The sequence below is a fragment of the Colwellia polaris genome (assembly GCF_002104515.1).
Classification (GTDB): domain Bacteria; phylum Pseudomonadota; class Gammaproteobacteria; order Enterobacterales; family Alteromonadaceae; genus Cognaticolwellia; species Cognaticolwellia polaris.
This window is the reverse complement of record NZ_NBOE01000011.1, coordinates 18,387-44,680: the sequence shown is the minus strand read 5'-3', so window position 1 is coordinate 44,680 and position 26,294 is coordinate 18,387. Positions and strand designations below refer to the sequence as shown.

Sequence of the window (26,294 nt, the reverse complement as noted above, 5' to 3'; positions counted from 1 at the left end):
ATAATTACAGCAAATAAAGCTTTGATTGTTACTTATTTTCATTGTATATTTAACTTATGTAATTTATTTACAGAATTTTACTACGTTAAGTAAGTTAACTCAGTTACATCATCGTTGACATTACAGCTACATTATTAAGGTTAGGTTATTAATACACCTAAGACATATTAAATTTATATTCGGCTCGATTTATGCTTTTTCATATTGTCGACATATAAATCGGCTATTTTTAATTGGAAAACGCACATTATTGGGGCTTCGTCGTAATATTTAGCACTTAAATAAAGCAAAATCAGTAATGTTAAATCAATTAGTACATTATTAATGGAGAATGACAATGCTAACTAAGAAATTTTTTAAAACTAAAGATGAAACTGAAGTGACTTTTGAATTCAATAGAAGTGATGTCACTTCAGCCTCATTAGTCGGTGACTTTAATGGCTGGCAAGCGATTGAAATGAAGTTTAATAAAAAATCAAAAAGCTTTAAAACGAAAGTAAGATTACCCAAAGATGGAAGTTTCCACTTTCGGTACTTGTTAAACAACACCGAGTGGGAAAACGATTATCAGGCTGATCAATACTTAGCTAATGAGTTTGGTAGCGAAAATAGTGTTGTGCTAACTTCGCCTTAAAACCACTCAAGGTATACCAGTAATATGCAAAGCCTAAAATCAAGGTTTTGCATATACTTATTAAAAGATAATGTTTTAAATGAACTAAAGTTAATGTTTTGTGTTTAATTAATAATAAATTTAGATTTTAAAAGCTAGTTTTACTTAATTGTACTGCTATATTTTTCAAGCAATATGAACTGTTGTAATCAATTTTACAGTAGTCATTAATTTTTCTTCACTGGAGAAGCATGGAACAATTAAAAATGGAGCCCGGAAGAGTTTATCCAATAGGCACAACTGTTGATGAGACCGGGGTTAATTTTGCTATTTTTTCGGCACACGCTGAAAAAATTGAATTGTGTATTTTTGATGAACAAGGCAATAAAGAATTAAAGCGTTTTGTTTTACCTGCTTGTGAACATAATATTTGGCATGGTTTTCTAAAAGGTGCTAAAGCTGGTTTGGTTTATGGTTATCGGGTATATGGACCTTACAGACCCGAGTTTGGCCATCGCTTTAATCATCATAAATTATTATTAGACCCTTATGCGAAAGCGCTAAAAGGTAAATTTTCCTGGTCTGAGCGACACTTTGCCTACAACATACATGATCCAAAGTCTGATCTGTCTTTCGACGATAGAGACAACGCTGATGTTATGCTCAAAGCTGTTGTTATGGATGCTTCTGTGCCGCTTGTGCCAAGAAAGCCAATTGCTTGGAAAAACACCGTTATTTATGAAGGTCATGTAAAAGGCCTAACCGCACTTAACCCAAAAGTACCTGAAGCTTTACGTGGCTCTTTCTTAGGGATAAGTCATCCGGCGATGATCGCCCATTATCGCGCTATAGGTATAACCACCATTGAGTTATTACCGGTACAGCAATTTATTTCTGAGCAATTTCTCACTGATAAAGAACTATCTAATTACTGGGGCTATAACTCGTTAGCATTTTTTGTGCCGCATAAAGACTATTTAAATCAACATCAAATTCGTGATTTCCAGCGCATGGTTGATGAACTTCATCAAGCCGGTTTTGAGGTGCTTATTGATGTGGTTTACAACCATACTTGTGAAGGTAATCGATTAGGCCCAACACTTAGTTTCAGAGGCATAGATAACCATTCTTATTATCGCTTAAATTCAGCAGAGCCGCGTTATTATATTAATGATACCGGCTGTGGAAATACCATAAACATTAGTCATCCACGTGTATTACAAATGGTTATGGACAGCCTACGCTATTGGGTTCAAGTGATGGGTGTTGACGGGTTTAGGTTCGATTTAGCTACGATTTTAGGCCGTGAATTATCTGGTTTTGATAAAAGTAACGGCTTTTTAGATGCGGTTTTACAAGACCCTATTTTAAGTAGTGTAAAAGTTATTGCAGAGCCCTGGGATATTGGACCAGGCGGATACCAATTAGGTGGCTTTCCGTCACCATGGTCTGAATGGAACGATCGCTATCGTGACACCATGAGGCGTTATTGGCGAGGCGATAAAGGCTTATTGCCTGAATTTGCTCGCAGAATTCATGGTTCTAGTGATATTTTTGAGCACAGTGGTCGTCAACCATTTGCGAGCATTAACTTTCTTTGCAGCCATGACGGTAATACTTTACGAGATTTAGTGAGTTTTCAAGATCGTCATAATGAAGCCAATGGCGAGAACAATCGCGATGGACATTCAGATAACTTTGCGCGTAATTACGGTATTGAAGGTGAAACTACTGATACGGAAATATTGTCAGTCCGATTACGTCAAATTAAAAACATGATGGCAACGCTGATGCTATCTCAAGGCGTGCCAATGATATTGGCTGGTGACGAGATAGGTCGTACACAAAAAGGCAATAATAATGCCTATTGCCAAGACAATGAAATAAATTGGCTAGATTGGGATGACAACGCTTTATATGCGCAAGAGCTAAAAAGCTTCACAGCTAAATTAAGTGCACTTAGAAAACGTTTTTCTATGTTGACCCATAATCACTTTATTCATAAAGATGATAAAAAATCGACGGTTGATATTATTTGGTATCACCCATCAGGCTCTGAAATGCTTAAAGATCACTGGCACTCACATCACGCAGCGACACTGGGATATTTAATTCATGAAAAAGCCCCCAATAGTCCATCGCTGTTATGTCTTTTCCATGCAGGTGCTGAGCCAGTAGCATTTCAATTACCAGTAATAGAAAACATTCAGCATTGGCAAGTGGCTATAGATACAACTACAAATGCGCAACAAGAAGACGTTTTAAACATACCAGCAGATCGAATAATTACCATGGCTCCATTTTCAACAATTGTTTTATTAAACGGTTGTTAATAAATAACTAATAGGAAGCACTCATTGTGAATAACGAAAAAAATATATGTGAAATTACTTCATCAGATGGCAGTGTTTTAATGAATGAACACACTTTTGCTGAAGATTTAGCGCGCCATTTCCATTTTTCATTAGGTCGTGACAAGGTACAAGATTCTCACTTATACCTTTATAACGCCCTGGCTATTACCATTCGTGACCGTTTAGTTGCACAATGGCGAGAAACTCGTGAATCAAGAGGGCACCAGCGCCGTGTTGGTTATATATCATTAGAGTTTTTAATGGGTAGAACACTCAATAATGCCATATTAAATTTAGACTTAGACGACACAGTGCGTGATGCATTAAAAGGCTATTGTTGTGAGCTAGAAGATGTTGAGCAAGCAGAGCATGATGCAGGATTAGGTAACGGCGGTTTAGGTAGATTAGCGGCTTGTTTTCTAGACAGTTGTGCTAGTTTAGCCTTGCCTGTTATTGGCTATGGTATTCGTTATGAGTATGGCATGTTTAATCAACAAATTAAAAATGGTGCGCAAATAGAGCATCCTGATAATTGGTTACGCAACGGTAACCCTTGGGAAATTGCAGCGCCAGAAAAAGCCATTAGAGTTAAATTTTTTGGTCATGTTGATGTCATTACAAAGCGCAGCGGTCAACAGTATCGACAGTGGAATGATACTCATGATGTGTTAGCTGTTCCTTATGATATGCCAATTCCTGGGTATCAAAATGGGGTAGTTAATACCTTACGGTTATGGAAATCTGAAGCAACCGACGAATTTGATTTAGATGAATTTAACGCAGGTAGCTACACCGAATCTGTGGCTAAAAAGAATTTAGCCGAACAAATTACTATGGTGCTGTATCCAAATGACACCAGTGAAAATGGTAAAGAGCTGCGTTTACGCCAACAATACTTTTTATCTTCAGCGTCTTTGCAAGACACCATTAATAGCTATGTTGAAAACTGTGGTAATAATTTTGATGAGTTTATTGAGCTTAATAGCTTTCAATTAAACGATACTCATCCAAGTATTGCCGTACCTGAGTTAATGCGTATTTTGATGGACGACTATGCAATCTCATGGGATGACGCATGGAATATCACCACTAAAACCATGGCGTACACAAACCACACATTATTACCTGAAGCGTTAGAAAAATGGCCTGTAAGCTTATTCGCAAACTTATTGCCTCGCATTTTAGAGATTATTTACGAAATTAATGCCCGCTTTTTACAAAAAGTTGCGGTTGCGTGGCCTGGCGACTCAGCTAAACAGCAAGCCTTATCATTAATTGAAGAAGGTCACGACCCCCAAGTTCGCATGGCGCACTTAGCTATTGTTGGGAGTTACTCAGTAAATGGTGTTGCTGCGCTGCATACCAAGCTTTTAAAAGCCGGGTTATTTAATGACTTTTATCAACTGTGGCCTGAAAAGTTTAATAACAAAACTAATGGCGTTACACCGCGCCGTTGGTTATCGCACTGTAACACCAGTTTAGCTGAGCTTATTTCAAGTAAAATTGACAAAAATTGGGTTGCTGATTTTACCCATGTTGAGCAATTAGCAAAATTTGCAGAAGATCATGCATTTCAACAACAATGGCAAGAAAGTAAAAAAGCTAACAAGGTTGTTTTAGCTGACTTCGTAGAGAAAGCTACCGGTGTTAAGTTTGATGTAAATATGATGTTTGACGTACAAGTTAAACGGATTCATGAATACAAACGTCAACTACTCAACATTTTACACGTTATAGGCTTATATGATCGAATTCGCAAAGGCGACACCGCTGATATAACACCACGTTGTGTGCTTATTGGTGGTAAAGCCGCGCCAGGTTATGTAATGGCAAAAGAGATTATTAAGTTAATCAATAATGTTGCTGACACTATTAACTTAGATCCCAAAGCAGCTAAGTATTTAAAAGTTGCTTTTGTACCGAATTACAATGTTTCTGCCATGGAAATTATTTGTCCAGCTACTGACTTATCTGAGCAAATATCTACTGCAGGTAAAGAAGCTTCTGGTACCGGTAACATGAAATTTATGATGAACGGCGCCTTAACTATTGGCACCTTAGATGGTGCAAATATTGAAATTAGAGATGCCGTTGGCGAAGAAAACTTTTTCCTATTCGGCGCTGAGGCTCATGAAATTTCAGATATTCGAGAAAATTATCAACCTAATGAAATCATAGCTAATTCTGAAACATTATCATCAGTTATGCATTTGTTAGAAAGCGGTCACTTTAATTTATTTGAGCCAAATATTTTTGACTCTATTATAAAAACAATACGTGACCCGCATGATATGTGGTTAACAGCGTACGATTTTGACAGTTATTTTCAAGCACAGCGAAGTGTAGATAAAGCCTATCAAGATCAAACGTTGTGGACCAAAATGAGTATTTTAAACACTGCAGCAAGTGGTGTGTTTTCGAGCGATCATACGATCAGGCAGTATCGAGATGAAATATGGAAGCTTTAGTAATTTACTGATGTACTCGTTGGTTAATATATTGACCATTTTTATGTTAAATAAGAGTGGTTAGGTTATTAATCAACGCAGTATTAAAAAAAGTAAAACGCTATTTATTGAACGTTAATTAATGTTTGTAAAGGTAAAGGATACGTTATGCCCAATTATGTAGAAAGAAGAATAAGTAGTTTAACAAAAGAAACTTATGCGTTGGTTTTGGCTGGGGGCCGAGGTTCGAGACTCTATGAGCTAACAGACAAACGAGCTAAACCTGCTACCTTTTTTGGTGGTAAGTTTAGAATCATCGACTTTCCTTTATCAAACTGTATTAACTCAGGTATTAGGCGTGTTGGTATTGCTACTCAATACAAATCACACTCGCTTATTCGTCACGTTAACCGTGGTTGGGGACACTTCAAAAAAGAGTTGGGTGAATCTATTGAAATTTTGCCAGCTTCTCAACAAAAGGGTGACGGCTGGTATCTCGGTACCGCAGATGCGGTATTTCAAAATATTGATATTATCAGACATGAGTTACCTAAATATGTAATGATTTTATCTGGTGATCACGTTTATCGTATGGACTACGGTCCATTGCTCGCACAACATGTCGCTAACGAAGCTGATATGACCGTTTGTTGTATTGAAACATCGGTAGAAGACGCGGCAGGTCAGTTTGGTGTAATGACCGTTGACGAAGACAGCCGTGTTTGTCGTTTTGATGAAAAACCAGCTAACCCTTCTGAAGTTCCTGGCAAACCAGGCGTAACTTTAGCGTCAATGGGTAACTATGTATTCAACACTGAGTTTTTATTTGAGCAACTAGAAAAAGATGCCGCTGAAGAAGGTTCAAGTGGTGATTTTGGTAACGACATTATTCCTAGAATAATTGAGTCTCATCGCGTTTTTGCTTTTCCGTTTAAAGACCCTGATAGTGAGAAACAGCCTTACTGGCGTGATGTAGGTACATTAGACTCTTTTTGGGAAGCTAACATGGAATTAGTTGCACCAGAGCCACAGCTTAATATGTATGATGAAAACTGGCCAATTTGGACTTACCAAGAACAAACAGCACCCGCTAAATTTGTATTTGACCAAGATGAACGCCGTGGTATTGCTATAGACTCTACGGTTTCTGGTGGTGTGGTTGTTTCAGGCTCAACGGTAAAAAGATCCTTGTTATTCTCAAAAGTCAGAGTTAATTCTTACTGCGATATTGACGAGTCGGTTATTTTGCCGGGTGCTGTTATTAATCGACACTGTAAAATTAAAAAAGCCATTATCGACCGAGGTTGTGAGATCCCAACAGGTATGGAAATTGGTATTAATCATGATAATGATCGTGCTAATGGCTTTAGAGTTACCGATAAAGGTGTTGTTTTAGTCACCATGACTATGCTTGCAAAATTGAAAAGCGAAAGTTAATCACTTTTGATGCTCATGTCTTTAAGTACAGGGTAATTTCAAATTTAATGAAGTTACCCACATTATTTTTAATTTTTAAGTTTATATTAAATATTAAAATTAATTATAAAGTACAATCACATACAAAATAACCTCAGTAATGTAATCGTATAAAAAGTTAACGGTATACTAGGGAAAAACAATGAAAAACCTAGCAAAAAGCTTGTTAGATAACGAAGAAGTTTCAGCAATAGTTAATGTTAAACACAGAGATATTTTCTCGGTATTAGGTATACATAAGCATCCGATGACCAGTGGTTTAATTGTTCGCGCTTTTTTACCTGAAGCACTCAGTGTTGAAGTTATTGATACTAAAACGCATGCTTTGGTGGCTGAGCTTAACCAAGTAGATCAAGCGGGATTATTCGAAGGAAAATTAGGCCGAAAACGTAATGTTTTTGACTATCGTTTACGTGTTTCATACAAAAATGAAACCGTTATTGTCGACGACCCATACCGTTATCCTTCGCTATTAAAAAGTGAAGATCTGTACCTTTTTTGTGAAGGTACACATGAACAAGCTTATCAATGGATGGGCGCTCACGAAATTACCCTTGATAATGTTAAGGGCACGCACTTTGTTGTTTGGGCACCTGATGCTTCTCGTGTGTCTGTGGTTGGAGACTTTAACTTCTGGGATGGCCGTCATCATGTTATGCGCAAGCATCCTGGTTCAGGCGTGTGGGAAATATTTCTGCCAAATGTTTGTGCTGATGTAAGTTATAAATATGAAATATCTGATAAACATGAACAAATTCAGCCACTAAAAGCTGACCCTTATACATTTTCGATGCAACTTGCCCCAGAAACAGCTTCTAAAGTTAGTCAAACGAGTAAGTATCAATGGCAAGATTCACAATGGATGAGTGAGCGTGATAGTTCAGCTAATCATTATCATGGTGCGGTTTCAATTTATGAAGTGCATCTTGGCTCTTGGAAACGAAATTTAACCAATAACAGCGATAATTCACACTCACCAAGTTATTTAACTTACCGTGAATTAGCTGAGCAATTAGTACCTTATGTTGTTGATATGGGTTTTACTCATTTGCAACTTATGCCGGTAAGCGAATACCCATTTGACGGTTCTTGGGGCTACCAGCCAATAGGGTTGTTTGCGCCTACTGCACGTTTTGGCAGTGCAGAAGACTTTAAATACTTTGTTGATTGTTGTCATAAAGCTGGCATTGGCTTATTACTTGATTGGGTGCCAGGGCATTTTCCTACCGATGAACATGGTACCGGTAAATTTGACGGTTCATGCCTTTATGAACATGAAGATTTACGTAAAGGGTTCCATCCAGATTGGAAAACCCTGATATATAACTATGGCCGCTCAGAAGTGCAAAGCTACTTACTCAGCAACGCTATTTACTGGTTAGATCAATACCACATAGATGGTTTACGTGTTGATGCCGTTGCTTCTATGTTGTACCTAGATTACAGCCGTGAAGAGGGGCAATGGCTACCTAACGAACATGGTGGCAGAGAAAACTTAGAGGCGATTGAGGTATTACAAAAAGTAAATACCCGATCTTATGCAAAACACCCTGGTGTTATGATGATTGCTGAAGAGTCAACTGCATGGCCTGGTGTGTCAAAACCGGTTGATGGCGGCGGTTTAGGTTTTGGTTTTAAATGGAATATGGGCTGGATGAATGACACGTTGAAATATATGGAGCGTGATCCTATTTATCGTCAACATCATCATAATGAAATGACCTTCGGCCTAGTTTACAGCTTTAGTGAGAATTTTGTTTTACCTATTAGCCACGATGAAGTGGTTCACGGTAAGGGCTCTTTATTAAATAAAATGCCCGGTGATGATTGGCAAAAATTTGCTAACTTACGTGCCTATTACGGCTTTATGTGGACTCATCCGGGTAAAAAACTCTTGTTTATGGGCTGTGAATTTGCGCAACGTAACGAGTGGAATCATGATCAAAGCTTAGATTGGCATTTACTTGAACACGATAGTCATAAAGGCATACAAACGCTAATTAAAGATTTAAATCACGCCTATAGAAACATTCCTGCCTTGCATGAACTCGATTGTGACGGCAATGGTTTTGAATGGTTAGATTCGCAAAACAGTGCGCAATCAATTTTGGTTTATTTACGTAAAGGCCAAGAGGGCACTGCTCCTGCTTTAGTTGTTGTTAACCTAACACCAACAAATTACGAAGACTTTGCTGTAGGTGTTCCACAAGCTGGTTTTTACCGAGAATGTTTAAATACTGATAGCAGTATTTATGGCGGTAGTAATGTTGGTAATGGCGGCGGTGTTAACTCGGTAAATGAGGCTTATGCAGGGCAGGCGCATCAAGTTTTATTGTCTGTACCGCCACTTGCTACCATGATTTTTGAATTACAGTAAAAAGCTAAAACTAAAGCATGCTAAGTCGTTTTTTGTAGGTCGGACTTTAGTCCGTCAATCACTTAGCATGCGGTTAATCTGAAGGGTTAAATAACCTGAACTCTGGATAATGAGTGCTTGAAACTCAAGTGAACCAAAAGCTTAGGTAATAAAGTAGATGCTATAGCCAGGTGAACATCACGAATAGCTATCATCAATGCTTCATTTTATGCCATTTCCAAGGCAAAACGTTTATGAATAGCGCGCTATTTATCGACGTTTTAACGCAGAAATGGCTTAAAAGGGAGCATTGAGCAAGTGCTGCTTATCCAGAGTTCAGGTTAAATAAGTTTATGGTGAGGTTGATGTATTAGAACGGCATTGATCAAGGCAACCATTAATTAAGTATTCAATCTAATGGAATAAAGCTCAGCCTAAGCAAAGTCTTCATGTAATTAAAACGTATAACAATAATATTTTTTAAGGGTAAATTATGACAATTGAACATGTGAACCAAGCGAAGCAAATAAAAACTCAAGCGTTTACCGACCAAAAACCAGGCACGTCAGGCCTTAGAAAAAAAGTTAAGCAATTCCAACAACCGGGTTATTTAGAAAACTTCGTTCAAGCCGTGTTCAATACCATAGCGCCTTGTGCAGGTAAAAAATTAGTTATTGGTGGCGATGGACGGTTTTATAATCGTGAAGCGATACAAGTTATTATTAAAATGGCTGTCGCGAATGGTTTTTCTCATATTTTAGTTGGACAGGGCGGTATTTTATCAACACCTGCTGCTTCATGTGTTATTCGTAAAAATGAAGCCTGTGGTGGTATTATTTTATCAGCTAGCCATAACCCTGGTGGTCCTGATGAAGATTTTGGTATTAAATTTAATGCTGAAAATGGTGGTCCCGCACCTGAAAAACTTACCGATGCGATATTTCAACAAACCTTATCTATGGCGCAATATTCAACTGTTGATGCCGACGATATTGACCTTGATAACTTAGCCACACTACAACTTGCACAATGCCAAATTGATATTATTGACCCCGTAAGCGATTATGCAGATTTAATGGAATCAATGTTTGATTTTTCAGCCATGAAAGCCTTAATTTCAACCGGTGATTTTCGTTTATGTTTTGATGCTATGCATGCGGTAAATGGCCCTTATGCCAAAGAAATTATTGAAAACCGCTTAGGTGCGCCCGTTGGCTCGGTTATTAACGGCGTGCCATTAACCGATTTCGGTGGTGGTCATCCTGATCCTAACTTAGTTCACGCTCATGAATTAGTTGATTTAGTTTATGGTGAAAAGGGCTTAGATTTTGGCGCTGCCTCAGACGGTGACGGCGATCGAAACATGGTACTTGGTAAAGCGTTTTATATTAATCCGTGCGACAGTTTAGCCATATTAACCGCTAACGCTAGCCTAATTCCTGCTTATGCGAAAGGCATTGCTGGTGTGGCGCGTTCAATGCCAACAAGTAGAGCGGTTGATCGTGTCGCCGAAGCAATGAATATTCCGTGTTTTGAGACGCCAACAGGTTGGAAGTTTTTTGGCAACTTATTAGATGCAGGCAAAATAACCTTATGCGGTGAAGAAAGCTTTGGCACCGGCTCTGATCATATAAGAGAAAAAGATGGTTTATGGGCAGTATTGTTTTGGCTTAATTTAATCGCTGTTAAAAAACAACCGGTGAGTGAAATTGTTGAAAACCATTGGTTACAATATGGTCGAGACTATTTTACTCGTCATGATTATGAAGCAGTAGACAGTGCCAATGCGCATGAGATGATCAGTCAATTAAAAGCTAAAATTAGCGCTTTACCAGGCCAAGAAATTTTAGGCGTTAAAGTGACATCAGCTGACGACTTTGAATATATTGACCCGGTAGATAACAGTAGAACTACCGCGCAAGGTGTTCGTATTTATTTAGGAAATGGTGGAAGAATCGTCTTTAGACTTTCAGGTACCGGAACACAAGGTGCCACCTTAAGAGTTTACTTAGACTGTTTTCAGCAAGACTCGGCTTTGTTAGCACAAGAAACACAACAAGCCTTGAGTGAGTTAATTCAAATCGCTGAATCTGTGGCGGGTATTAAACAATTTACTGGCAGAACTCAGCCTGATGTTATTACATAATAATGACTTTTGAGTCGCTAGACTGCGCTTAATTAGCACCTAAGTTAGCACCTAAGTTAGCAAGCCCGTAAATAAGTAATAAATAGTTAAGAGAAAAAGGGAAAGCATGAAAATATTAATGGCAGCCGCTGAAAACGATGCATTACCTCGCGGAAAAGTAGGTGGCATAGGTGATGTTGTTCGAGATATTCCTATTGCCCTAGGTAAAATTGACCAGCAAGTCGATGTGGTTACACCTAGCTACGGCGCCTTTTCTAAGTTAGAAGGGGCAAAGTATGTAACATCCATTGATGTATCGTTTGGCTCGCATCAAGAGCAAGTTGATATTTTTAAAGTATCGTTTAAAAAGTCGGCAAAAAACTCATCGAAAAATGTTACACAATGGGTTATTGAACATCCTTTATTTGCCATAGGTGGTGAAGGAAAGATTTATTGTGATGATCCAAGTAACAGACCTTTTGCTTCAGATGCTAGTAAATTCGCTTTGTTCAGTGCAGCAGTAGCTAAAGCCATTATTAGTGATGTTTTTGGTAAAATTGACGTATTACATCTACACGATTGGCATACGGCTATGGTGTCAGTGTTACGTGCTTTTGACCCTGAATATCAGCAACTAAAAGCCATTAATACTGTTTTTACTATTCATAACATTGCCTTGCAAGGTATTAGGCCGTTTGATGGCGATCAGTCTTCATTAAAAGCTTGGTTTCCAAACTTGGCTTTTGATTACAGTAAAATTAACGACCCTCGTTATCACGATTGTTACAACCCAATGCGCGCTGGTATTACCTTGTCTGATAGGGTACATGCGGTTTCGCCAACCTATGCGAAAGAGATATTACTGCCAAGCAATGTTGAACAAGGCCATTTTGGTGGCGAAGGCTTAGAGCTAGATTTACGCCATGCCGCCGATACAGGCCGTTTACATGGTATTTTAAATGGTTGTGAATACCCTGATAGCACAAAAGCGCCGCTTAAGCTCAAAGCTTTATTAACATTATCAGCCAAAGAAGTGGTTAAATGGTTAGGCGATAAGCCATTAGTTGAACAAGCACATTTAGTTGCCGCTGCTCGTTTAGCGCAAGTGGCGAATAAAAGTTATAAAAACCCGCCATTGGTATTAACATCTGTTGGTCGAATTACCGATCAAAAAGTTCGCCTTTTTCAAGAAATAATGCCTAATGGCAAAACCGCGTTAGAACATTTATTAGCGATATTAGCCGACGATGGTGTTTTTATTTTATTAGGCAGTGGTGATAAAAAGCTTGAAGAGTTTTTAACAAATATTGCCGTTAATCATAGTAATTTTATATTCCTCAAAGGCTACTCTGAAGCTTTATCATTGAATATATATAATTCTGGCGATTTATTCTTAATGCCAAGTTCATTTGAGCCTTGTGGTATTAGTCAAATGTTGTCAATGCGTGCAGGCCAGCCTTGTTTAGCGCATAGTGTAGGCGGCCTAAGCGATACCATTAGTCATAATATTAATGGCTTTAGTTTTAATGGCGCTGACCCCCTTCAACAAGCGCAAAATATGCTCAGTTGTTTTCAATCAGTTTTAGCAATGAAAAAACATAGTCCAACAGAATGGGCCGCGATATCTGATAATGCGTTAAAATCACGATTTTTATGGAGCGATGTTGCTCATGATTATATTAAATATTTATATAATCATTAATAAAGCTGTGCGTGCTTAATAAGCTAAGTTACTTACTTAAAATTGCTACAGGCGTAGGATATGGTTAATTCCATCTATTGTGTTGTAGACAGTTTAGTGTTGGGCATTCAGCTTATATTTTATAAATTTCATCGATAAAGTGGGTACTTAGCTTAAGTTTTGACGTAGTATTTTAGTGATGTAGTCGTTATACCTATATTCATTAAATCCTGATTTAACCTCAGGACTGCTGACAGAGAAACTCTATGCTAAAAAATTGTGCCCAAATATTTTCATCTCTACTTATTGGCCTTATTTGTTCCTTATCGGTTCATGCTGAATCAACAGAGCAAATGTGGCCAGGAAGCGAATATAACCCATTAATACCCACTTTCAAAAGCGTGCTAGGTTACGACGTAGGCGAGAGAATATCTAATCATGGCGATATGTTACGCTATTTTGAAGCATTAGAGCGTGCAGCGCCTTCGCACATTAAACTCTTTGAGTACGGCAGAACATGGGAAGGTCGTAAACTCATTTATGCTGCAATTGGTAACGCAAAGGTTATTGCAAACCTTGATGATTTTTCCGAGAAAATGCAAAAACTGTCTGATCCACGCCTGACTGACAAAAGTGCGGCTAAAAGCTTAATTGAGCAACTTCCGTCGTCTGTTTGGTTAGGGTACAGTGTGCATGGCAATGAAATCAGTGGTACAGATGCTGCTATGGTGACAGCTTACCACTTACTCGCCGCGCCCAATGAAACGACAAATAGTAAAATTTTAAAGAATACTTTGGTCTTTATTGATCCGCTGCAAAATCCTGACGGACGTAGCCGGTTTACTAGCCGCTATTATGCAACTGTGGGTATGCAACATAGCGATGATAGATTAAGTGCTGAGCACAATGAACCTTGGCCTAGTGGCCGTTCAAATCATTATTTATTTGATATGAATAGAGATTGGTTAGCGATAACTCAGCCTGAAACAGCTGGGCGTATTAAGGCTATGAATCACTATCGCCCGTTAGTGGTGATTGATTTACATGAAATGGGCGGTGACAGCAGTTACTACTTTTCACCTGCTGCAAAACCTTTTAATCCGCATATGACCAAAACGCAAATTGATAATATGTCTGCCATTGGTGAAAACCACGGTAAACATTTTGATCGTTTAGGTTTTGACTATTTTACCCGAGAAATATTTGATGCTTTTTACCCCGGTTATGGCGATAGTTGGCCAGTATTTTATGGCGCTTCAGCTTCAACCTACGAAGTTTCTTCATCGCGTGGTGAGTTGTTCAAAAAGCAAACTGGCGAAACGCTAACCTATAAAAATACCGTTCAACGTCATTTTGTGGCATCAATTTCTACCGCTGAAGGCGTTGCAGATAATCATCAAAAGCTTTTAAACGATTATTATCATTATCAAACCAGTGCAATTAAAGCCGGTAAAAATAATAAAGAACGGGTTTATATCTTGCCGAACAAGCGCAATGTTGCAGGTAATCACAGGCTTGCAACACTGATGGCGCAGCATGGCGTCGAAGTTAAACAAGCTCAAAAAGATTTTAAACAATGTGGTAAAAGCTATCAGGCAAGTGCTTACTTTATTGATACCGCACAACCTAAAGGCCGTTTTGTAACAACAACCTTTACCCAGCAAGTTGATATGTCACCGGCCTTTGTTAAAGAGCAAGAGCGCAGACGAGCAAGAAAGTTAGATGATGAAATCTATGATGTTACGGGTTGGTCTTTACCATTAATGTTTGATGTAGATGTTGACGCTTGTTCAAAAACGGTAAAAGTTGCTAATAACCTAATTGAAAGTGACAACAAACTTAATGGTCAGGTTATTAACCCTGATGCGACAGTGGCCTTTATAGTACCCTGGGGTGATATGGCGGCAGGTCGTTTTTTAACGGCGGCTTTACAGCAAGGCATCACCATTAAAAGTGCTGACCAAGCGTTTACTTTAGCTAATAATCAGCAGTTTACTGCAGGGACTTTAATTATTGAAAAGCGTCGAAACGATGACGATATAGCAGCCAAAGTTACCGAAATAGCTAAAAGTACGGGTGCTCAAGTTCAAGGTGTTGATTCGAGTTGGGTTACCAAAGGGCCAAGTTTTGGAAGTGGTAACACCGTGACTATGTCAGCGCCTAAAATAGCGATGGCATGGGACAATCCGGTAAGTTCGCTAAGTGCAGGTAATACTCGATTTGTGATTGAACGACAGTTTAATTACCCGGTTACGGCTATACGCACAACGACCCTCAAAAATGCCGACTTATCAAACTACCAAGTACTTATATTACCGACAGGTGATTATAAAAAAGTGCTTGGTGTTAATGGGGCAGACAATATCAAACAATGGATCGAGCGTGGTGGTGTGTTGATCACCATAGGAAGTGCAACACAATTTGCCGCTGAGCACGACATTGCATTACTCGATGTTAAAAGAGAACGTGCGTTTAAAGATACAACTGGCGATAAGACAGCATCAGCAAAAGCAGTTGAAGGTGAGTCTATGGTTGATGGGCAATTGCTATCAAGTAAGTCTGCGTTAATATCGGCTAGTGAAAATACGCAGGAAAGCCCTGACTTTGTTGCCGGTGTTTTGGCAAATATTGAGGTTGACCAAGAACACTGGTTAACGGCTGGTGTAAATAAAAACTTAGCAGCGATAGCCTACGGAAACGATATATATACTCCAATTAAACTTGCGTCGGGTAAAAATGTAGCCTGGTTTAGTGATGCTAAAAATGTTCTAGCTAGTGGCTACTTATGGGCTGAAAATAAAAAGCAATTGGCCTATAAACCTTATCTTATTCATCAACCTATGGGGCGTGGCATGGTGATAGCCTTCACCCAAGAGCCAACCACTAGAGCCTACTTAGATGGTTTGAATGTTATGCTGATGAACACAATTTTTAGAGCTGCGGCGCATGCCTCACCACTAAATAAATAGTTTAGGTATTGCCTAGATAATCATTAATAGCAGCGTTAAAGATTAAATGACAAGGCTGTAATGAATTTGAAAAAAGCGACGTAAGTCGCTTTTTTCATGTTTCTTTTTTGGTGTGGTTTTACTCTCACAGCTCAAAGACTTTCTTGTTTAACCTAATGAATAACGCTTTGATTTACTTTAGTCAGAGATAGTATTTTATCTCTCATTTATCATCACTATTTACGCACCACTATTACTCATTAATCACCACTATTACTCATTAATCACCACTATTACTCATTAATCAGCACATCATTACTGCTGATATAACCTTACAAGCCTTAGTGATTCTCCAGCAAAATATGTTTTTTGACTCGCGGTAATTTCCATATGATATAAACAGGAATAATACTTAACATTAAAAGCGTTAATTGTTCTGCTTCATTTATAGGTAATAACTGTAATAAATAAACAATAACTGCAGACCCGCTCATTTGCATAAAACCGAGTAATGCAGAGGCTGAACCTGCTCTTTCACCAAAAGGTGCCAGTGCTTGGCCTGCACAAGCGCCCATGAGAAAAGAAAAACCAAGCGAGCTGGTCATTATGGGTATCATAAAAGCCATTGCGGTTTGCCAAGGCAATAAAGCTAACATTAGTAAACCGGCTAAAATCAGTAAAAACATACCTAAACCTATGGTAACTCTGGCACCATATTTTCTTAAAAATTTAGGCGCTAAGAAACAGGCAACAATGTTAATTGCGGCATTAACGCTAAACCAAAAAACAAAACTTTGTTGATCTAAGCCTAAACGCACCATTAACCAAGCTGGCGAGCTACTAACATAAGCAATAATAATCGCCATTGATAACATAACCAGTAAAGCATTAAAGAGAAATACGGGGTGTTTTATTACCGATGAAAAGTGGGACAAAGAAATAAGTTTTTTTTGTTTTTCAGTGTTAGTCGGCCGAGTTTCTTTAAGCGTGAAAAATAAAATTAAACCGGCAAAAACAGCATACCCGGTCATAAACTCAAAATTACTACGCCAACCAAAGTTTTCTGTTAAAACATTGCCCAACAACGGAGCAAGGGCAGGAATACAACAAATGGCGCTATTTAAATAAGAATACATTACGCCACTTTCAATAGCATTGTATTTATCACGAACGCTGGCAAAAGCAGAAACTACAATCGCACAGGCACCAAAACCTTGGAGTAAACGACTCGCAAGGAAAAAGCCTAAACTCTCAGAATAAGCCGCCATAATAGAAGCCAAGCCATAAATTATAATACCGCCTATAGCAATCGGGCGACGTCCATAACGGTCAGCAAGTGGTCCACTGATTAATTGACCAAACCCCATACTCAAAATAAATATTGTAACGCTCCACTGAATTTGGTTCATAGGAACGACGAAATCTGCTGCCATGATAGGCAAAGCGGGTAAAAAAATGTCGATAGCTAATGGGCTAAAAATAACCATTAAAATCAATAGGGGGAATAGTTTTTTATTTGTCATTTTAGTCTCAATTATGATGACTGCGCAGTATAAGATATTGCGGTAGCGAGCAGAAGGTAATTATTGTTATTTTACGTAACATTTTACTATGTAATCCCTTATGTTATCGACATTATCTCGGTTTACCTCTGCAAAAAGCACTTTTGAAAGGAGCAAATATTTTAGCCTAGAAAAAAGAGCATAGCTGATAATATTAAACTGATTTAAGTATTTTCTTGTCGCGCATTTTTAGGCGTGTAAAATAGCGCCATTATTTACTATCTTCACTATGATTAAATTTATTTATGTTCGAACTAAAATATCAAACACCTAAAGCTTGGGCCGAAGTTGTGCTGAGCGACTTTGACGCCTTTTTAACTGATCATGCTGCTGCAGAAAAAAAAGCTTCTGGTATGGCGATGTCCATGATCTCACATTACCCTGATCGTAAATCTGTTGTAAAAGCGATGGCCGATTTAGCGATTGAAGAGCTTATTCACTTTAAACAGGTATTAAAGCTAATTTATGCTCGTGGTGGACAATTAGGCGCAGATGAAAAAGACCCGTACATTAACCAAATTCGAAAAGTATTTCGCAATGGTAGCGATGTGTTTTTTATGGACCGATTAATTGTAGCTGGTGTTATTGAAGCACGTGGTCATGAACGATTCTCACTCATTGCTCAAGCATTACCTGAAGGCAAAGATAAAGACTTTTATCAAACTATTGCCAAGTCAGAAGAGAAACATAAAAACTTATTTATTGAGTTAGCCTATGAGTATTTTGATAAGGCAGAGGTAGATCAACGCTTAGAAGAAGTGTTAGATATTGAAGCAGATATCTGTGCCGCATTGCCACATAGAGCTGCGTTGCATTAAGCAATAACAACAATAAGCTGAGCTATAAACCTTAGCTTACATGTTAGCTTTTAAGCGATATAGGCACTAAATAGAAAAAGTAAATGAGTAAAAATATGGCTGATCTACAGCAACACAAAACATCGGCTAAATACCTTACTCATTACGCTGAACCAGAAGTGTTATCGTTAGCAACATTTCCAAAAGAAAGCGTTTATCAACACGTCATTGTTATACCCGCATTTCAAGAATCAACACAATTTATTGAACGCTTTATTACCTCAGGGCTAGTTGAGCAGCAGTGCTTAGTTATTGTGGTTATTAATCAACCCGATAATGACTTTGGTCGACAACATCAGCAAGATCAAATTGATTTAGCGCAATATATTGCTAACCAAGGGCAAGAAACTTGGCAGCAGGATAATTTACGCCTTATTGAACTCAGCACGGCTAAGGAAAGCAATGCTAAGGAAAATAGTGCAGAGCAAAGAAACGCTGAGCAAAACAGTGCGAAGCAAACTAAAAATGTTAATTCCTCAATACTAATTGTTGACCGTTACAGCAAATCTATTCCAACGGAGCAAGGTGTTGGATTAGCAAGAAAAATTGGTGCTGACTTAGCGATTAAACTCGCTGCAACAGGCAACATAGTATCGTCTTGGGTACATTCAACTGACGCCGACGCACATCTTCCGGACAACTATTTATCTGCGCATAACAGCGATAATTCAGCACTAAAAAATGCAGCAGCAACGTGTTGCAATTTTTTTCACTACAGTGATACAGCATCGATTCATCAAGCAAACCAGCGCTATGAAAATGCCTTACGTTACTACGTGGCAGGTTTAACTTATGCAAAATCACCTTATGCCTATTTTACCATTGGCAGTATTTTGTCTTTTGATATGTTGGCCTATTGCCAAGCGCGAGGTTTTCCTAAGCGCAGCGCGGGGGAAGATTTTTATTTACTCAATAAACTCGCAAAACTTGGTCGAGTTACTTACCTAGATAATGTAGTGATAAAGCTCGATGCTAGGCCATCACAACGTGTTCCTTTTGGCACAGGTCCAGCCGTACAACATATAATGCAACTTGAGTCGCAAGGCATAGATTTTGCTTATTATCACCCTGAAATTTTTACCGAATTAAAAACGGTACTAAAAGCATTTGAAATTTTATGGAAAAACAAACAACACCCACAAGCTTGGCTCGCTGAATTATCTCAAATAAGCCAACAAGCTTTAACTCATGTCGGGTTACTTTCATTTATCACTAAACAAAGCACGGCAAAACAAGAGCAATTCGAAAAGCAATTGATCGTGTGGTTCGACAGTTTCAAAACCTTAAAGTTTATTCATGCATTACGTGATCTTGGTTTAGAAAATATGCCATTAGAAAAGGCGATAGAGCGTGCCGCTTTTAATTTATAAGTTTGCTTTAGTATTTAATCTGAACTCTGAATAAGCAGCACTAGCTCTATGCTCCGTTTTAACCCATTCTCTGCGTTAAAACGTCAAATAAATATCTCGCTATTCATAATCGTTTTGCCTTGGAAGTGACATAAAATGCAGCAATGATGGCGTATATTCGTGATGTTTACCTAGCGATAGCATTTACTTTACTACCTAAGCTTTTGATTCATTTGAGAATCAAGCACTCATTATCAAGCGTTCAGCTTACTTAATTTATTAAGAGCAATTGCATAATAAAGTTTTAAGCAGTTGCTCAAAATCACTGCCTATTTTACTAATAAGTTATTGTAATAATATTAATATTGGATGATTTTTCTTGGTATTCACTGAATTCTTATTTATGCTGAAAGCTCAACATTCAACGATAACCGTTAGGAACGACAAATATGCAAACCCTAGTTGCCAATGTATTGGCTCAAATAGAATCTGTCGTTATTGGCAAACCTCACCAAGTCAAGTTAGCCTTGGCGTGTTTGCTCGCTAAAGGTCATATTTTAATTGAAGATCTGCCGGGCATGGGGAAAACCACCTTAGCAAACACCTTAGCGCTTACCCTTGGATTGTCGTATCAGCGTATTCAGTTTACTTCTGATTTAATGCCTTCTGATGTTATTGGCGTTGCTATTTTTGATGAAACCAGTAAGTCATTTCAATTGCATCCAGGCGCTATTTTCAACCAAGTGGTATTGGCGGACGAAGTTAACCGTGCTAGCCCGAAAACCCAAAGCGCCTTGTTAGAAGCTATGGAAGAAGGGCGAGTAAGTGTTGATGGTGTTACGCATGAGTTACCGGCACCATTTTTTGTTATCGCTACGCAAAACCCGATGTCGCATGCCGGCACTTATCCTCTGCCTGAATCTCAGTTAGACCGTTTTATGATGCGCATTTCTTTAGGTTTTCCAACAGTAGATGCTGAACGACAAATTCTACAATCAACGGCTTCTCATCGCGATGTAGAAGACATTAAAGCGTTTCTAAAAGTTGAGCAATTAAGAGAAATTCAGCAGCTTATCTCAAATGTTCGAGTTGCCCCTGAGATTGTAGATTATGTTATTGCCTTATGTCGTGTTAGCCGTCTTAATGAGTCAAAAGCGAAAGCGTTATCACCCCGTGCCGGTAAATCATTATTAGCCGCTGCTAAATCGTGGGCTTTTATAGAAAATCGTGATTATGTTATTCCTGAAGACATACAAGCGGTTTTCGCGCCTGTTTGTGAGCATAGACTAGCACCACAGCAACATCATATTTTTGAACAAGCGGATGAAATATCGCAACAAATTTTATCGCAAGTTGACCCAACTAATCCGCTAGGTTAAAAGTACAAAGTCAAATGCTTAAGCACTCTTGAGTAAGTTTGAATAAGTCTTATGCCAATATAACAAAGCGAAAATGCAGCAATGCAGTTGAGTTGAGAGCGAAAAAAGAGGGGGACTAATTGCTATATACACGAAAGCACTCAGTATTTTCATCACTTAAAGCAAGTCTTAAAAGCGCCCTTAATTTGCGCTTTAATTCTTGGTTAGCACGGCGCATTCCAAAACATAGCCAGCAAGTTATTAACCATCGTAATATTTTCATTATACCCACACGTTTTGGCGCTGGTTTAATGGTGTTTATGTTATTACTTTTTCTCCTAGGGACTAACTATCAAAATAACGTTATTATTTTAATCAGTTATTTGCTGGTTAGTTTTTTTGTGGTGGTTTTACTGCACAGTTTCTTTAATCTTTCAGGTCTGAAATTTCAAGCAAATAGTGCTTTGCAGGGTTTTGTGGGTGATAAGGTTTACTTTCCGTTAAATGTTTCTAGTAAGAAAGAGCGCTTTAATATTAGCTTTAGTTTTGATCAAGTTTTAAACGATGTTAATAGTAGTGAAGTCGATAACATACTTAGCGCAAACGAAAGCTATAATAACCAACCTAATGAAGTAACTCTCACTGAAGTCGCTAAAGGCGATAATAATATTAGAGTTCCTTATCGTATTTGTAAGCGAGGGGAATATTCACTAGGTCGGCTGTTAATTATTAGCGAATTTGGTTTTGGCTTATTTAAAACTTGGACACGATTAGATTTTGCTCAGCACGTTACTGCTTTCCCAAAACCAGTTGCCAATGTGTGGCTTGATAAAGAGCAAAGTGTTGCTGGTGAAGATGTAGAAAACAATACCCAAAGCTACCAAGACAGCTTTCAACCCGGCCAAGATGAATTTCATCAATTACAACATTATAAATTAGGTGAGCCGCTGAGCCGTGTTGCATGGAAGCATGTTGCTCGCGGACAAGGTTGGTTCACAAAGCAATATCAGCAGGCATTATCAGGCAAGTTACAATTAGACTTTTCACAACTACCTGCCGGCACAGTCGAGCAACGTTTAAGTTGGTTGAGCTATGCGATTAAAGATTGTAGCGAAAAGCAAATTCCCTTTTCGTTAAAGTTGGCTGAACACACCGTTGAATACGACCACAGCGCGCAACATACGCTAAAATGCTTAACCGCGTTAGCACGTTATTGAGTGCAAAATGACTAAAACTACCGAACAAAATTTGAAACAAAAATATAAAAATAGCACAGCGAAAAAAGTAGCTGGTAAAAGCGATCTAAAGCTTAATAGTAAAATGTATTTCGGTTTGTTAATTTTTCAGCTTCTAAACCTTTTAACCTTAGTGCTGCAGTTTAATTTCATTTATTTGATCTTCGCCATCTTTGCCTTAGCGTTGCAGTTTATGGTGCATTTTAAAGCTTTTCGTCAAGCTGCCTCTAACACTAATTCAGCGGTAACTTTATACGCATCACCGAAGATTTTACCTTCTTGGATCATTTTAGTTTTAGCACTTTCAGGCAGCGTAGGTATTGCACTTGCAGGACAAACCTTAGGGCTTCTGCTGAGCATGATCCATTTGTTATGTTTTGCTTACAGTTTGAAATTATTCGAAATAACGTCTCGAAAAGATTTATATCAGTTGGTTGTTTTGGGCATTTTTGTTGCCACATCGTCGTTAATTTTCATTCAATCTATTTATTTCTCCATTGCCGTTATTGTTTTAGTGTTAGCAAATTTTTGGATTTTAATTCATTACTTTGCCCCAACAATGGCGCTGCCAGTACAAACTAAATTATTGGCAAAACTGAGTTTATATTCGGTGCCAGTAGCGATAGTTTTATTTATCGTTTTTCCAAAGTTAAGTCCTTTTTGGCAAGTACCTAATGTTGAATCAGCAAAGGTTGGTCTTTCAGACAGTGTTAAAATTGGTGATATTGCCCAGCTAGCTTTGTCAGATGAATTAGCGTTCAGGGTGAGTTTTCAAAATAATAATCCAGAGCATGCGCAGCTTTATTGGCGAGCAATGGTTTTAGATGATTTTGATGGTGTAACTTGGCGACAAGATCAACAAGAAGAAGGTCAACACAATAAGCAACGTTATGGCTCCGCTTCATTAAGTCATACAAAAGATTCAGTAGATGTTGCAATAAAAGGTACAGGGTTAGCTTATCAAGTTATTGCTGAACCGAGTTTTCAGTCTTGGTTGTTTGCACTAGATTTTGCCACCAGCGAGCAGGGCAATATTGGTCAACGAGATGACTACGCTTTATTTTATCGTGGCATTATTAGTCAAACCTTAAGTTATCAAGTAACTAGCTATCCCAAGGCTATACTCGCTCCGAATTTAAGCGCAGAATCACGCGCGTTGAATTTAGCACTAAGCACAGACAACAACCCTAAATTATTGGCTAAAGCTCAACAGCTACGTAAACAATATAGCGAAGATAAAAGTTTAATTAATCATGTGTTAGCAGAGTTTAATCAACAAGACTATTTTTACACTCTGCAACCACCGAAATTAAATAATAATAGTTTAGATCAATTTTATTTTGATACCAAAGCTGGATTTTGTGAGCATTATGCTAGTACGTTTACTTATGTAATGCGCGCCGCTGGCATTCCTGCGCGTATGGTTGTGGGCTATTTAGGCGGCGAGTTGAACCCGAACGGTAATTACTTAAGCGTTTACCAGCGCAACGCCCATGCTTGGTCAGAAGTATGGCTACCTGAAAGTGGTTGGCAGCGTGTTGACCCAACAGCAGCGGTTGCTCCAGAGCGAGTAGAACGTGGATTTTCTAACAATTTAAGACAAGAATATAATCATTTATCATCCGGGCTTTTTTCGATGCAATCGTTACGCGCTATGCAGTGGTATCAGCAACTTAAAATGCAAATTGACGCTATTGATTATCAATGGACACGTTGGGTTATTGGTTATACTGGCCAAAAACAATCGCGGGTAATGGCGCAGCTAATAGCAAGTTTAAAACAAGGTAAAGCTATAGGTTACTTTATGCTGTTCTTAATCGCGGTAGCCTTGTTGTTTTATTTTGTTAAATCGGTGCAAGTAAAAGATAAACCGAAAGATAGAATTAAGGCGTTATATTTAAAAGCCTTGGCATTGCTCGCACAGCACAATGTTGTAAAAATAAAGTCAATGACCGCACAACAGTTTGCCCATTTTGTAGATACAACACACCCCGACTTGGCGGCCAACTTTAGCCCCATATCAAAGAGTTTTACAGAATTAGCGTATCAAAACTTTGAAGAATTAAGTCAGCAGGAACGTAATAAGCGTTTAGCTGAAATACAAGCTAGTTACCGGAAATTACGTTGGCAGTTATGGCTTAATAAATTAAGTGTTAAATAAATAGAAAGTTGAATAAAGGGTTAAATAAAGTGTGGAGTAAGGTTGATTTTACGCTAAGCGAAGCCAAGCTTTGCAAATAAGCTAATTATAATAAACACTTGTTATAATAACGAACATTGGCCGAGCCTGAAAAACTTACATAGCTATGATAAAGTAATGCCGTGACTTGGTAATACCGACAAGTGATTTCACACTGATTTGTACATGATGTTTAGCATGTATTCTCTAATGCATAAGAGGTAGGAAGTGCTTGTAGTTAAAGCTTACCAAGGTCCAGTTTTCTCAGAATAATTTAGATCAATTAGGAGACTCAATGTCTAACAATGATAAAAACTTATTAGAGCGTGGTTTAGAAAACATTCAGCCACAATTTTCCAGCTTTATCCGCGCCCAAACAACTGCCAGCTTATTTCTTCTCTTATCGACAATCGTCGCGTTGTGGTGGGCTAACTCAATTTATTCAGCCAGTTATGTCAATTTAGTGCATACACCTATAGGTTTGCTTTTTGGCGACTTTGAATTTAAAGCTTCACTTAAACATATAATTAATGATGGCTTAATGGTGATCTTCTTTTTCTTACTTGGTCTTGAGATCAAACGTGAAGTATTAGTAGGAGATTTAGCTCAACCTGAAAACCGAAGAATGCTAATCTTATGTGCCTTAGGCGGCATGATGTGCCCAGCATTAATTTACACCGCATTTAACTACTCGCTTGACTCTCAAATCGGTTGGGGCATACCAATGGCCACCGACACTGCTTTTGCGCTAGGTGTGCTCACCATCGTAAGAAAACACATACCTGCTAGCCTATTAGCCTTTATTGTTGGGCTTGCCATTGTTGACGATGTTGGCGCAATACTGGTTATTGCTATTTTTTATACTGATCAGATATCCGTTTTATATTTATCGGTAGCCTTTTCACTGATTGCTGTATTAGCTGTTGCTAATTATGCTGGTGTCAGACAACCCATGTTTTATATTGTGATAAGTATTATTACTTGGTTACTCATGCTTAAAACAGGGGTTCATCCAACAGTTGCAGGTGTAGCCATCGCATTAACAGTGCCGGCTAGGCCTGAAGTGGCATCAGGTAAGTTGCTTAAAGAAGCAAAGTCTATTATTCAAACAATCGAAGAAAAGCCACAATCGGTTGATGTGTTAGGAAATAAAGACGATCACGAGAAAGTGCTACAAGTACGTGATGTGGCTGAGGAAGCAAGTACACCTCTGCGCCGCTGGGAAGAAGCATTGCACTTACCGGTTTCGCTATTTATTTTACCTTTATTCGCTTTAACCAATGCTGGCGTTGTTATTAGCATTAGCTCTTTTGGTGAGAGCATACAAAACCCTATTGGCTTAGGCATTATTTTTGGCTTAGTACTGGGTAAGTTTATTGGTATATCTGCAATATGCTGGATAGCGCTTCGATATAAGTTGGGTAGTTTGCCCAATGGCGTTAATTTTCAACATGTTGTCGGCGCTTCGCTCATCACGGGGATTGGTTTTACAATGTCGACCTTTATTGCAATGTTAGGCTTTGACGGCCAACCTGAGCAACTACAATTTGCTAAAACAGCGATACTCATAGGCTCTGTGCTTGCAGCTGCACTTGGTGCTATATATTTAAGAGTTATCGCTACAAAAACAGATAATGCCTAGCTTAGTTAGTTTAGTTAGCTTAGTGTTCTGGAAATTCGACTCACAATCTTGTTAAGTTAATAATCAAGATTGTGAGAGCGATATCTAGTGTTGGGATTTTTTTTAATATTAT

At 38.4% G+C, this 26,294-nt stretch carries 15 protein-coding genes; 14 read left to right on the top strand and 1 reads right to left on the bottom strand.

Annotated elements, in window-relative coordinates; all coding sequences use genetic code 11:
- The first annotated feature begins 337 nt into the window (after positions 1-337).
- The 8 genes from B6A32_RS15220 (at position 338) to B6A32_RS15185 (ending at position 16,021) form a co-directional block, all read left to right on the top strand.
- Complete coding sequence (locus tag B6A32_RS15220; RefSeq protein ID WP_085305617.1) at positions 338-634, top strand: isoamylase early set domain-containing protein; 297 nt, start codon at positions 338-340, stop codon at positions 632-634.
- 230 nt (positions 635-864) lie between these two features.
- A complete protein-coding gene (gene glgX, locus B6A32_RS15215) occupies positions 865-2,946 on the top strand; it encodes a glycogen debranching protein GlgX (RefSeq protein WP_085305615.1) in 2,082 nt (693 codons plus the stop codon).
- A gap of 23 nt (positions 2,947-2,969) precedes the next feature.
- A complete protein-coding gene (locus B6A32_RS15210; protein ID WP_408607677.1) occupies positions 2,970-5,435 on the top strand; it encodes a glycogen/starch/alpha-glucan phosphorylase in 2,466 nt (821 codons plus the stop codon).
- 147 nt (positions 5,436-5,582) lie between these two features.
- Positions 5,583-6,851: a glucose-1-phosphate adenylyltransferase gene (gene glgC / locus B6A32_RS15205; RefSeq protein WP_085305613.1), complete on the top strand. Its 1,269-nt coding sequence runs from the start codon at positions 5,583-5,585 to the stop codon at positions 6,849-6,851.
- 181 nt (positions 6,852-7,032) lie between these two features.
- Positions 7,033-9,267 carry a 1,4-alpha-glucan branching protein GlgB gene (glgB, locus tag B6A32_RS15200; RefSeq protein ID WP_085305611.1) on the top strand — a complete coding sequence of 745 codons (2,235 nt, stop codon included), beginning with the start codon at positions 7,033-7,035 and terminating at the stop codon, positions 9,265-9,267.
- 472 nt (positions 9,268-9,739) lie between these two features.
- Positions 9,740-11,392: an alpha-D-glucose phosphate-specific phosphoglucomutase gene (locus B6A32_RS15195; RefSeq protein WP_085305609.1), complete on the top strand. Its 1,653-nt coding sequence runs from the start codon at positions 9,740-9,742 to the stop codon at positions 11,390-11,392.
- A gap of 106 nt (positions 11,393-11,498) precedes the next feature.
- The gene (locus B6A32_RS15190; RefSeq protein ID WP_085305607.1) at positions 11,499-13,073 is read left to right on the top strand and encodes a glycogen synthase; all 1,575 of its coding nucleotides are present in this window, start codon (positions 11,499-11,501) and stop codon (positions 13,071-13,073) included.
- A 245-nt stretch (positions 13,074-13,318) separates the two neighbouring features.
- On the top strand, positions 13,319-16,021 hold the full coding sequence (locus tag B6A32_RS15185; RefSeq protein WP_085305605.1) for a M14 family metallopeptidase: 2,703 nt from the start codon (positions 13,319-13,321) through the stop codon (positions 16,019-16,021).
- Positions 16,022-16,341: 320 nt separating this feature from the next.
- Here B6A32_RS15185 and B6A32_RS15180 read toward each other — a convergent pair whose 3' ends face one another.
- The gene (locus B6A32_RS15180) at positions 16,342-17,523 is read right to left on the bottom strand and encodes a multidrug effflux MFS transporter (RefSeq protein ID WP_085305603.1); all 1,182 of its coding nucleotides are present in this window, start codon (positions 17,521-17,523) and stop codon (positions 16,342-16,344) included.
- Between the two features lie 284 nt (positions 17,524-17,807).
- Between B6A32_RS15180 and miaE the strand changes: the two genes are divergently transcribed.
- The 6 genes from miaE to nhaA all read left to right on the top strand — a co-directional run bounded on the left by miaE (position 17,808) and on the right by nhaA (position 26,182).
- A complete protein-coding gene (gene miaE, locus B6A32_RS15175) occupies positions 17,808-18,380 on the top strand; it encodes a tRNA-(ms[2]io[6]A)-hydroxylase (protein WP_085305601.1) in 573 nt (190 codons plus the stop codon).
- An 83-nt stretch (positions 18,381-18,463) separates the two neighbouring features.
- Positions 18,464-19,789, top strand: a complete 1,326-nt coding sequence (locus B6A32_RS15170; protein WP_085305598.1) for a hypothetical protein — start codon at positions 18,464-18,466, stop codon at positions 19,787-19,789.
- Between the two features lie 428 nt (positions 19,790-20,217).
- A complete protein-coding gene (locus B6A32_RS15165; RefSeq protein WP_085305596.1) occupies positions 20,218-21,147 on the top strand; it encodes an AAA family ATPase in 930 nt (309 codons plus the stop codon).
- 119 nt (positions 21,148-21,266) lie between these two features.
- Positions 21,267-22,343: a DUF58 domain-containing protein gene (locus B6A32_RS15160; RefSeq protein WP_085305594.1), complete on the top strand. Its 1,077-nt coding sequence runs from the start codon at positions 21,267-21,269 to the stop codon at positions 22,341-22,343.
- Positions 22,344-22,350: 7 nt separating this feature from the next.
- Positions 22,351-24,522 (top strand): transglutaminase family protein, encoded by a 2,172-nt coding sequence (locus B6A32_RS15155; protein ID WP_085305592.1) that lies wholly within the window; start codon positions 22,351-22,353, stop codon positions 24,520-24,522.
- 313 nt (positions 24,523-24,835) lie between these two features.
- The gene (gene nhaA, locus B6A32_RS15150) at positions 24,836-26,182 is read left to right on the top strand and encodes a Na+/H+ antiporter NhaA (protein ID WP_085305590.1); all 1,347 of its coding nucleotides are present in this window, start codon (positions 24,836-24,838) and stop codon (positions 26,180-26,182) included.
- Positions 26,183-26,294 lie beyond the last annotated feature (112 nt).

What these genes read in the sequence shown, in the direction of transcription:
- B6A32_RS15220 (WP_085305617.1), top strand. Translation starts at nt 338, where the DNA reads ATGCTAACTAAGAAATTTTTTAAAACTAAAGATGAAACTGAAGTGACT.
- glgX (WP_085305615.1), top strand. Translation starts at nt 865, where the DNA reads ATGGAACAATTAAAAATGGAGCCCGGAAGAGTTTATCCAATAGGCACA.
- glgC (WP_085305613.1), top strand. Translation starts at nt 5,583, where the DNA reads ATGCCCAATTATGTAGAAAGAAGAATAAGTAGTTTAACAAAAGAAACT.
- glgB (WP_085305611.1), top strand. Translation starts at nt 7,033, where the DNA reads ATGAAAAACCTAGCAAAAAGCTTGTTAGATAACGAAGAAGTTTCAGCA.
- B6A32_RS15195 (WP_085305609.1), top strand. Translation starts at nt 9,740, where the DNA reads ATGACAATTGAACATGTGAACCAAGCGAAGCAAATAAAAACTCAAGCG.
- B6A32_RS15190 (WP_085305607.1), top strand. Translation starts at nt 11,499, where the DNA reads ATGAAAATATTAATGGCAGCCGCTGAAAACGATGCATTACCTCGCGGA.
- B6A32_RS15185 (WP_085305605.1), top strand. Translation starts at nt 13,319, where the DNA reads ATGCTAAAAAATTGTGCCCAAATATTTTCATCTCTACTTATTGGCCTT.
- B6A32_RS15180 (WP_085305603.1), bottom strand. Translation starts at nt 17,523, where the DNA reads ATGACAAATAAAAAACTATTCCCCCTATTGATTTTAATGGTTATTTTT.
- miaE (WP_085305601.1), top strand. Translation starts at nt 17,808, where the DNA reads ATGTTCGAACTAAAATATCAAACACCTAAAGCTTGGGCCGAAGTTGTG.
- B6A32_RS15170 (WP_085305598.1), top strand. Translation starts at nt 18,464, where the DNA reads ATGAGTAAAAATATGGCTGATCTACAGCAACACAAAACATCGGCTAAA.
- B6A32_RS15165 (WP_085305596.1), top strand. Translation starts at nt 20,218, where the DNA reads ATGCAAACCCTAGTTGCCAATGTATTGGCTCAAATAGAATCTGTCGTT.
- B6A32_RS15155 (WP_085305592.1), top strand. Translation starts at nt 22,351, where the DNA reads ATGACTAAAACTACCGAACAAAATTTGAAACAAAAATATAAAAATAGC.
- nhaA (WP_085305590.1), top strand. Translation starts at nt 24,836, where the DNA reads ATGTCTAACAATGATAAAAACTTATTAGAGCGTGGTTTAGAAAACATT.